Raw genomic sequence first — 8,890 nt, forward strand, 5'->3', positions numbered from 1 at the left:
GTCCTTGACGATGATCGCGTTGTTCTGGTCGGCGAGATCCTTCGCGCTCACGCCCAGCTGGTCGGCCGTGACGAGGATCGGGGTGCCGTGCTCGTCGGTGCCGGAGACCATGAGGACATCGTGGCCGGCCATCCGCATGTAGCGGCTGAACACGTCGGACGGCACCCCGAACCCGGCGACGTGGCCGATGTGGCGCGGGCCGTTGGCATACGGCCAGGCGACGGCGGACAGGATGTGACTCATGCTTCTGATCCTAGGGTGGCGCCCCAACCCCGTTTCGGCCGCGCCCGCAGGCCGACGGGGTCGGGGTCAGGAGGCCAGGAACTGCCCGAGGAGCTGCGGGTCGACGCCGTGCGCGACGGCGACCGCTTCGCCGAGCGGGATGTCGTATGCCGTGTAGCTCTGCTTCCCCGCCGCCGTCGTCGCCGCGAGCGTCGCCAGCCCGACCCGCCTCTGGAAGAACGTCTGGCGCAGGTTGAAGCCGATGATGCCCTGGCGCAGCAGGACGTCGCGGCGTCGCACGAACGTCCCCGAGCGCACGACGAGGTGGCGGCCGGTGAGGCGGTGTCCCAGCCCGGCATACCGGTCCCTGGCGACGAGCGGCGAGACCAGGAGCGGGAGGCACCCGACGACCCCTACCCACAGGGGTCCCTCGAACCGGACGGTGAGCACGACGACCCCGACGGCGAGCAGGAGGGCCGGGCCGATCGCCCGGGCGTAGCGGCGGCGCAACGCCGCCGGGCCGTGCTGCCGCAGCGGTGCGCTGAGCGCCTCGTCGTCGCCGATGATGGCCGCGGCCACCCCGGTGACCACCGCCCGCGGCGCCGGCGGGACGAGCCAGGCGCTGCCGCGGTCCTGCTCCTTCTTGCTCAGGCCGGTGGTGATCGCCATGAGGCGGCCGCCGCCGCCGAGTCGCAGGCCGAGCGGCTCGCCGATCTCGACGCCGCGGATCCGCTTCTCCTCGATGCTCGTCTCGCGGCTCGTCACCAGGCCACGGGTCACATGCAGGGTCCCGCCGCGGTGCCGGGTGAGCCGGAACCCCCAGAACTGCAGAAGGTAACCGAGGACGGCCAGCACCGAGACGGCCGCCGCGACACCGACGAGGCCGACGAGGACGTCAACCCAGACGGGGTAGCCGCCGAGCCTGTTGAAGGTGTTGCCGAGGTCGGACTGCTCGAGGTAGCGCTGGAGGTACTGGTTGGCGAAACCGAGGATCGCGAGGGCCGAGAGCAGGCCGCTCGTCGTCAGCGGGGCGAACCGGACCCAGCCCGGGTCGAGGCCGAGCAGCGTCGTCTCGGGGTTGGTGGGTGGGGGCAGCGGGGCGCCGGGATCGGACCCACCGACGGCGGGCGGGCCAGCGCCGGGCTCGGCGGCTGCGAGGGAGCGCCGGTGGATGAGCTCCTCACGCAGCCGGCGGGCCTCCTTGACGGTGAGGGCGTCGAGGACGAGCCGTTCCTGCCCGCCCGCCGCGGTGCCGATCTCGACCTTCGCCAGGCCGAGGATGCGGTGGAAGAGGGGCGCGGTCACGTCGACGGTGCGGACCCGGTCGGCGGGCGTGGCGATCACCTGCTTGGTGAACAGCCCCTTGCGGAGCTCGATCTGGCCGTTCTCGATGCGGAACCGCGTCGTGAAGTAGCGCAGGAACCCGAGGGCGACCACGGCAGCGAGCGCCACCAGCTCCCACCAGCCGCCGCCGCCACGGTCCTGGGTGCGGCCGAGGATGAAGACCCCGGCGAGGGCCGGCAGGAACCTCAGCCCTTCCTGGACCGGGTGGATGAGCAGCATCCGGACGTTGAGGCGGCGCCAGTGGGTCTCGACGGATCGCAGGCCGGAGCCCGGTGGGGGTTGCTGCACCGGCCCCGTGTCCTGCAGGTGGGCGGGCGGCAGGCCGGCGGGCGGCAGGCCGGCGTGCGGCTGGGGCTCGGTCACGTCGCGTCGCCGACCTCGGCGGCGGTCGCGTGGGCCAGTTCGTCGACGAGGCGGCGGGCGACGTCGACGTCGAGGCCGTGGATGCGCAGGGGCCCCGCGGCGGACGCGGTGGTGACCTGGACGCTCGCGAGCCGGAAGACCTGGGAGAGCGGGCCGCGGGACAGGTCAACGGTCTGGATCCGGCTCACCGGCGCGATTCGGCGCTCCTGGGTGATCCAGCCGGTCTGGGTGTAGACGGCCGTGGGCGTGCTCTCCCAGCGGTGGACGCGGTAGCGCCACTGCGGCATGGCCACGAGGTAGGCGCCAGCGAGGACGAGGAACAGGGCGCCGACGACCCAGTGCGGTGTGCGGGACCCCTCGTCGTCGAGGAACCACCAGCCACCCTGCAGGGCGAGCAGGACGAGCGTCTGCGTGGCGCCGATCGTCAGCCACATGAGCCGCGCCCGGGGGCTGACGAGGTGGGCGGGCTCTCGCAGGCGCGGAGCGGCCGCAGCAGCGTCGAAGGCCCCCGGCGCCGCGGCGTCGATGCGGTCCGTCATGCCTGCCTCGCGTCCACCGGCGACCGACCCGACGTCGACCACTTGCACCCACCGTAGATGATGGGCCGCCACTGCACCGATCAGCGGCCGACCAGGCCGCCGGACCGACCGGTCATCCGGTCACCCGGCCGGCCGGGTGACCGGTCGGATGACCGGACGGTGGCCGGGTGGTGGCCGGTTGGTGGGAGGATGCCCGGATGGCCGACGTCCGAGAGACCCTGCACGTCAACGCGAGCCCCGACGCCCTCTACGACCTCGTGGCCGACCTGCCCAGGATGGGTGAGTGGTCGCCGGAGTGCGAGAAGGTCACCTGGCGCGGCGACGCGACCCGGGCCGTCAAGGGCGGGCGGTTCGTCGGTCACAACCGCTCGGGGGTGCTGCGGTGGACGACCTTCGGCGAGGTCGTCGTGGCGGACCGAGGCCGCAACCTCGCCTTCGAGGTGACGGTCGGACCGGTGGCCGTGGCGAGGTGGGAGTACTTCTTCATCCGCGACGAGGACGGTGACGGCTGCACGGTCGTCGAGGAGTGGACCGACCGCCGCGCGGTCTGGATCGGCACGGCGATGGACCGCGTGCTCGGCTCGCGGTCGCGCCACAACGCCACGGGGATGCAGCGCACTCTCGAGGCGCTCAAGCGCGCCGCCGAGACGGTCGGCGCCCGCTGAGCCTCCCCGGCGCTGCTGGAAGGCCGTGGCGACTCCTGGGCGCTCAGGACCTGCGGGACGCGAGCGCCGCGTCGTAGAGCGCCTTCCTGGACAGGCCGGTCGACGCCGCGACGTCGGCACTGACGTCCTTGAGCCGCTCCCCCGCGGCAACCCGTTCAAGGATGGCCGGCAGCGCGTCCTCGACGGAGCTCACCACCGCAGCCGCCCCGGCGACGACCACGGTGACCTCGCCCTTGACCCCGTCCGCGGCCCACGCCGCGAGCTCGGCCAGCCCCCCGCGGCGGACCTCCTCCCAGGTCTTGGTGAGCTCACGGCATACGGCGGCCTCCCGCTCGGCGCCGAACACGGACGCCATCGCCTCGAGCGAGACCGCGAGCCGGTGCGGCGCCTCGAAGAAAACCATCGTGCGGCGTTCGGACGCGAGGTCGGTGAGGGTGCGCGACCGTTCGCCCTGCTTGCGCGGCAGGAACCCCTCGAAGCAGAATCGGTCCACGGGCAGTCCCGAGACGGCGAGGGACATGAGGACGGCGCTGGGCCCGGGGACGCAGGTGACCCGGATCCCCGCGGCCACCGCGGCCACGACGAGCCGATAGCCCGGGTCGGAGACCGACGGCATCCCTGCGTCGGTGACGACGACGACGCGATCGCCCTGCACGAGCCGGGCCACGAGGTCCGGCGTGCGGGCCGCCTCGTTGTGCTCGTGATAGCTGATCACCCGACCCCGGGGCACGACGCCGAGGTCACCGAGCAGTCGGCGCAGGCGCCGGGTGTCTTCTGCCGCAACGACATCCGCGCCGAGCAGCTCGTGGGCGAGGCGGGGAGCGGCGTCACGCGGGTCACCGATCGGGGTGGCCGCGAGGACCAGGGTGCCGGGCGCCGTCTGCCCTGTCGGGGTCGTCGGGGTCGTCGGGGAGCTCACGGTCCCATTCTGTCGGAGGGTCTGCCCGGACTGCGTCCACAACTCCGTCCACAAGTCCTCACGTAAGGACTTGTGGACGGCCAGTGCCCGGTCCGGTGTCCACAGCTCCTCACGTGAGGAGCTGTGGACGGGCGGTCGGCGGCATCGGGTTAGGGTCGTCCATGACCGTGCCCCGCCCTGCCGTGCGCGCGCGGGGCTGGGCCACGCGGACGGTCGTGTTCCTCGCCGTCGCAGGCACGGCCCTGCTCGGTATGCCGGGCACCGGGTCTGCGGCCCCCCGCGCCGACCCGACGGGGACACTCGCCCCCGAGCAGGCCGTCCGGGTGCCGGTGGGCGCCGAACCGGACGGGGCGGCGGTCACCCTCGATGCCTCGGTCTTCGCGCCGTCCGACAAGGGCCAGCACCCGGCGCTCCTGCTGGCCCACGGTTTCGGCGGGAGCAAGAACGACCTCGTCACCCAAGCGAACGACCTGGCGGGCCGCGGCTACGTCGTGCTCACCTGGTCGGCACGCGGGTTCGGCGCCTCTGGCGGGCGCATCCACCTCGACGACCCGGACTACGAGATCGCCGACGCCCGGACGCTCATTGACACCCTCGCCGCCCGGCCGGACGTGCGGCTCGACGCCCCGGGCGACCCCCGAGTGGGCGTCGTCGGCGCGTCCTACGGCGGCGCGCTGGCCCTGATGGCGGGGGCCTCCGACCCACGCGTCGACACCGTCGCGGCCGTCATCACGTGGAACGACCTGGCCGATGCCTTCTTCCCCCAGAACGTCACGTCGGCCGGTGCTCCGGCCGGCGCGTCGTCGCCCGCCCAGGTCGATCGCGTCCCCCAGCCGGGCCCCTTCAAGCAGCTCTGGGCCTCACGGTTCTTCGGCTCGGCGGCCGCACCATCACCGACCACACCCCCAGCGGCCGCACTGCCAGCCACCACCGGAGGCAGCAGCACCGCTGCGACGAGCGCGGTGTGCGGCCGGTTCGACCCAACCGTGTGCCAGCTCTTCCTGGCCGCGGCCGAGAGCGGGCAGCCGAGTGACGCCCTGCTGTCCGTGCTGCGAGCGCACAGCCCCAAGCCGGTCCTACGCACCCTCAAGGCCCCTACCTACCTCGTCCAGGGCATGGCCGACTCGCTCTTCGGCCTGGAGCAGGCCGACGCCACGGCCCGCACGCTGAGCGGGCAGGGCACCCCGGTGGCGGTCCGCTGGATCGACGGCGGCCACGACGGACCGAGCAGCACCGCCGCGGCGGACGAGGAGTCGCTGCGGACCTGGCTCGCGCGCTACCTCCCGGTCGACCCCGCGACCGCGTCAACGGCGACGACGGCTACGGCGTCCACTGCTACGGCGAGCCTGCCGGTGCCCGCCTTCGCCTACGCCGCGCCGATCCCGAGACGCCAGAGCGTCGCCCCCATCCTCGAGGCCCCCGCCTACGTCGGATCGGTGACGTCGACGACGCTCGCCCTCACGGATGCCACGGCCCGTCCCGTCCTCGCCCCGCCCGGCGGCCAGCCCGCGTCGGTGACGACCATCCCCGGTGCGGCGAGCCTCGCAGCCAGCCTCCCGGCATACCAGCTCGCGGCGCTGCCGGGCCAGTTCGCGGCCTTCGACTCCGCGCCGGTGGCCGACCGCATGAGCATCGTCGGGGCGCCGCGAGCGCGGCTGACGGTGACGTCGTCCAGCACGTCGGCGACCTTCTACCTCAGCCTGTGGCAGGTCACGGCCGGGGTGGCGACCCTGCCGCGGCGGCTCGTCGCGCCCGTCACCGTCAGGACGACCCCGGGCGCCGCAACGACCGTGGACGTCGCCCTGCCGGCCGGGACGTGGACGCTCGAGGGCGGCAGCTCGGTGCGGCTGCTCGTGACGAGCACCGACTCGGCGTTCACCGGCACCCGCGCGGCCCGGGTCGACCGGGTCGCCGTCGCGGACGCGACCATCAGCCTGCCCTCGGTGGCCGGCCGGGTCGTCTCCGGCGACACCACCCGCGACACCGAGTCCATCGGGGTGGCCGCAGCAATCGTCGTCGTCCTGCTTGCGCTGCTCGGCTCGGCCTGGTGGCAGCGCCGTCGACGTCAGCACGAACCGGCCCGCGCGGACCTGATCGACGTGCCGCTCGTCGTCGACGGCCTCGTCAAGACCTACAAGGACGGGCACCGCGCGGTGAACGACGTGTCGTGGCGCGCCGACCGCGGCCAGGTCGTCGGCCTGCTCGGGCCCAACGGCGCCGGCAAGACGACGACGCTGCGGATGGTCATGGGCCTGATCCGACCCGACTCGGGGACGGTGCACGTCCTCGGCGACCCGATCCGCGCCGGCGCGCCGGTCCTCGCCCGGGTCGGCGCGCTGATCGAGGGTCCCGGCTTCCTGCCGCACCTCACCGGCCTGCAGAACCTGCGCGCCTACTGGGCGGCGACGGGACGGACCGAGGCCGACGCGGACTACGACCAGGTGCTTGAGGTCGCCGCCCTCGGCGACTCCATCAACCGCCCGGTCCGCTCCTACAGCCAGGGCATGCGGCAGCGGCTCGGCATCGCCCAGGCCATGCTCGGCATGCCGGAGGTCCTCATCCTCGACGAGCCGACCAACGGCCTCGACCCACCCCAGATCGCCGCGATGCGCCCGATCCTGCACCGGTATGCCGCGTCGGGGCGGACCGTCGTCGTCTCCAGCCACCTGCTGGGCGAGGTCGAGATGACCTGCTCCCACGTCGTCGTCATGCACGCCGGGAAGGTGGTCACGACCGGGACCGTCGCCGAGCTCGTCGACAGCTCCGACACGACCGTGGTCCTGCTCGGGCCCGGCGCGGACGCCGAGGCAGTGGCCGAGCGTCTGCGGCAGGTCGCGGGTGTCACAGAGGTCGACGTCGACCTCGACCCGGTGGAGGCCCGTCTGACCGTGACGGCCGACCTCCCCCGCGCCGAGGTGGTGCGGGCGGCAGCGGGGACCGGCGCCGACATCGTCGGCATCACCAGCCGCCGCCACCTCGAAGAGGTCTTCCTCGGCGTCATCGCCTCGGCCTCGGCCTCCGACGGTGAGCCCGGCGACGGGTCGCGGTCACTGACCGACCGTCTCCGGCAGGTGAGGTCCAGGTGAGCACGACCGACATCGACGTCCCCCACGTGGCACGCCGTCCGCTGTCCTGGCGGGCCGAGCTGCGCCGTCAGCTGGGCCGGCGCCGCACGATCTGGGCGTTCGTCCTGCTGCTCGCCCTCCCGCTGATCCTCGTCGGCGCCTTTGCCATCGGCGGGTCGAACGGCTCGTCGACGGCCGGCTCGCGTCTGGTCGACCTCGCGCAGTCGGGGTCGGCGAACTTCACCGTCTTCGCGACGTCTGCGGCGGCCTCGTTCCTGCTCGTGGTGCTCGCGGCGCTCTTCGTCGGCGACGCGGTGCCGTCCGAGGCCTCCTGGTCGACGCTGCGCTACCTGCTCCTCGCCCCCGTCCCGCGCGCCCGGCTGCTCACGAGCAAGCTCGTCGTGGCCATGGGGACGATGGCCCTGGCGGTCGCCGTCCTCGTCGGGTGGTCGCTGCTGGTCGGCGGCGTCGCCTACGGGTGGGCGCCCTTCACCAACCCCGCCGGCGGCGTCCTCGAATGGTCGACGCTGCTGCCGCGGCTCGTCGTCGTGGTCGCCTACCTCGTCGTCCTGCTCGCCCAGGTCGGCGCCATCGCCTTCTGGCTGGGCGTGCGCACCGACGCCCCGCTCGCCGCCGTCGGCGGGGCCGTCATGGTGACGATCGTGTCGTCGATCCTCGGGCAGATCGAGACGCTGGGCTCGTGGCGCTACGGCCTGCCCATGTACTACGACCGCGCCTGGTTCGACCTGCTCACCCCCCAGGTCGACTGGACGTCGATGCGTCACGGGAGCCTCTGGTCGATCCTCTACACGATCATCTTCCTGGGCCTGGCCTACCGCACCTTCCGGCGCAAGGATGTCCTCAGCTGAGGACATCCTTGTGCCGGAGATGCGGTGGGAACGAGCATCCACCGGCCACGGGTGCCTCCGCTCGTCGCTGAGGTCAACGAGGCGGGGAACCCGCGGTCTACTTCAACGTGAAGCCCACCTGACAGCCCGTGTCCGAGCCGCGTGCCACGGTGATCTTGGAGGCATCCGCACAGTTGATTCCCCGCCAACCCTGGAAGCTCGTGCCGGCGCTCGCCTTGGCGGTCAGGCGCACGACGGTGCCCACGGGGTAGAAGGCGGAGCAGGCTCCCGTGCCGCCGCCACCCGAGATGGTGCAGTTGATCCCCGCGGGCTGCGAGGTGACGGTCCCGCTCCCGCTGCCTCCGGGAAAGACGGAGATGCTCCCGTTCGAGAAGGCGAACGGCGTCCAGACAGTGATGATCGAGTAGGCGGTCGCGGCCCCCGCCGTCCCGATGATGAGGGCGGACTGGCTGTTGGGCACCACCATGGTCGAGACCGCGAAGGTCGCGCTGGAGGAGCCGGCGGGCACTGTCACGGAGGCTGGTGCCGTCGCTGCCGCCGGATTGTCGCTGGACAAGGCGACGAGGAAACCGCCTGAGGGCGCCGGCGACGTCAGCGTGACCGTCCCGGTGGAGGACCCTCCACCGACGACGTCCGTCGGGCTGAGCTTCACTGAGGAGAGTGCTGTCGACACGACCAACGCGTTCTGCGCCACGACCGGTCCGGTTCCGGAGCTGGCGGCTGCCGAGCTGAGGTCCGCCAAGCCAGCGGCGGCGACGGCGAGTACGGCGCACGAGGCGAGGATCACGCGTCCCCGACCACGACGTCGAGTCGATGCACCCTGGGGTGTAGTCACAGTGTTCCTCCAAGTCCCCGGGAGCAGTCCCGGACGACGTTCATGGCCATGTCTCTGCGCCAGGACGGC

At 73.0% G+C, this 8,890-nt stretch carries 8 protein-coding genes; 3 read left to right on the forward strand and 5 right to left on the reverse strand.

Features of this window, described 5'->3' with window-relative positions:
• The 3 genes from ACLL9L_RS02915 to ACLL9L_RS02925 all read right to left on the reverse strand — a co-directional run.
• On the reverse strand, positions 1-243 hold a 243-nt coding region (locus ACLL9L_RS02915; RefSeq protein WP_411283150.1), incomplete at its 3' end, for a class I tRNA ligase family protein.
• Positions 244-309: 66 nt separating this feature from the next.
• Complete coding sequence (locus tag ACLL9L_RS02920; RefSeq protein WP_411283151.1) at positions 310-1,929, reverse strand: PH domain-containing protein; 1,620 nt, start codon at positions 1,927-1,929, stop codon at positions 310-312.
• The gene (locus tag ACLL9L_RS02925; protein ID WP_411283152.1) at positions 1,926-2,468 is read right to left on the reverse strand and encodes a PH domain-containing protein; all 543 of its coding nucleotides are present in this window, start codon (positions 2,466-2,468) and stop codon (positions 1,926-1,928) included. The genes ACLL9L_RS02920 and ACLL9L_RS02925 overlap by 4 nt, the downstream gene beginning before the upstream one ends.
• Before the next feature lie 197 nt (positions 2,469-2,665).
• On the opposite strand from ACLL9L_RS02925, the gene ACLL9L_RS02930 reads away from it, so the two are divergent.
• Entirely contained in the window at positions 2,666-3,133 is a 468-nt protein-coding gene (locus ACLL9L_RS02930) for an SRPBCC family protein (RefSeq protein ID WP_411283153.1), read from the forward strand.
• A gap of 43 nt (positions 3,134-3,176) precedes the next feature.
• On the opposite strand, the gene rsmI is transcribed toward ACLL9L_RS02930, so the two are convergent.
• The gene (rsmI, locus tag ACLL9L_RS02935) at positions 3,177-4,052 is read right to left on the reverse strand and encodes a 16S rRNA (cytidine(1402)-2'-O)-methyltransferase (RefSeq protein WP_411283154.1); all 876 of its coding nucleotides are present in this window, start codon (positions 4,050-4,052) and stop codon (positions 3,177-3,179) included.
• Positions 4,053-4,213: 161 nt separating this feature from the next.
• Between rsmI and ACLL9L_RS02940 the strand changes: the two genes are divergently transcribed.
• Positions 4,214-7,138: an alpha/beta fold hydrolase gene (locus ACLL9L_RS02940; RefSeq protein WP_411283155.1), complete on the forward strand. Its 2,925-nt coding sequence runs from the start codon at positions 4,214-4,216 to the stop codon at positions 7,136-7,138.
• Complete coding sequence (locus ACLL9L_RS02945) at positions 7,135-7,986, forward strand: ABC transporter permease (protein ID WP_411283156.1); 852 nt, start codon at positions 7,135-7,137, stop codon at positions 7,984-7,986. The genes ACLL9L_RS02940 and ACLL9L_RS02945 overlap by 4 nt, the downstream gene beginning before the upstream one ends.
• A 97-nt stretch (positions 7,987-8,083) precedes the next feature.
• On the opposite strand, the gene ACLL9L_RS02950 is transcribed toward ACLL9L_RS02945, so the two are convergent.
• Positions 8,084-8,773, reverse strand: coding sequence for a hypothetical protein (locus ACLL9L_RS02950; RefSeq protein WP_411283157.1), 690 nt, complete (start codon positions 8,771-8,773; stop codon positions 8,084-8,086).
• Positions 8,774-8,890: the final 117 nt, after the last annotated feature.

It is taken from the genome of Lapillicoccus sp., assembly GCF_046595215.1.
In the GTDB taxonomy this organism is placed as follows: Bacteria; Actinomycetota; Actinomycetes; order Actinomycetales; family Dermatophilaceae; genus Lapillicoccus.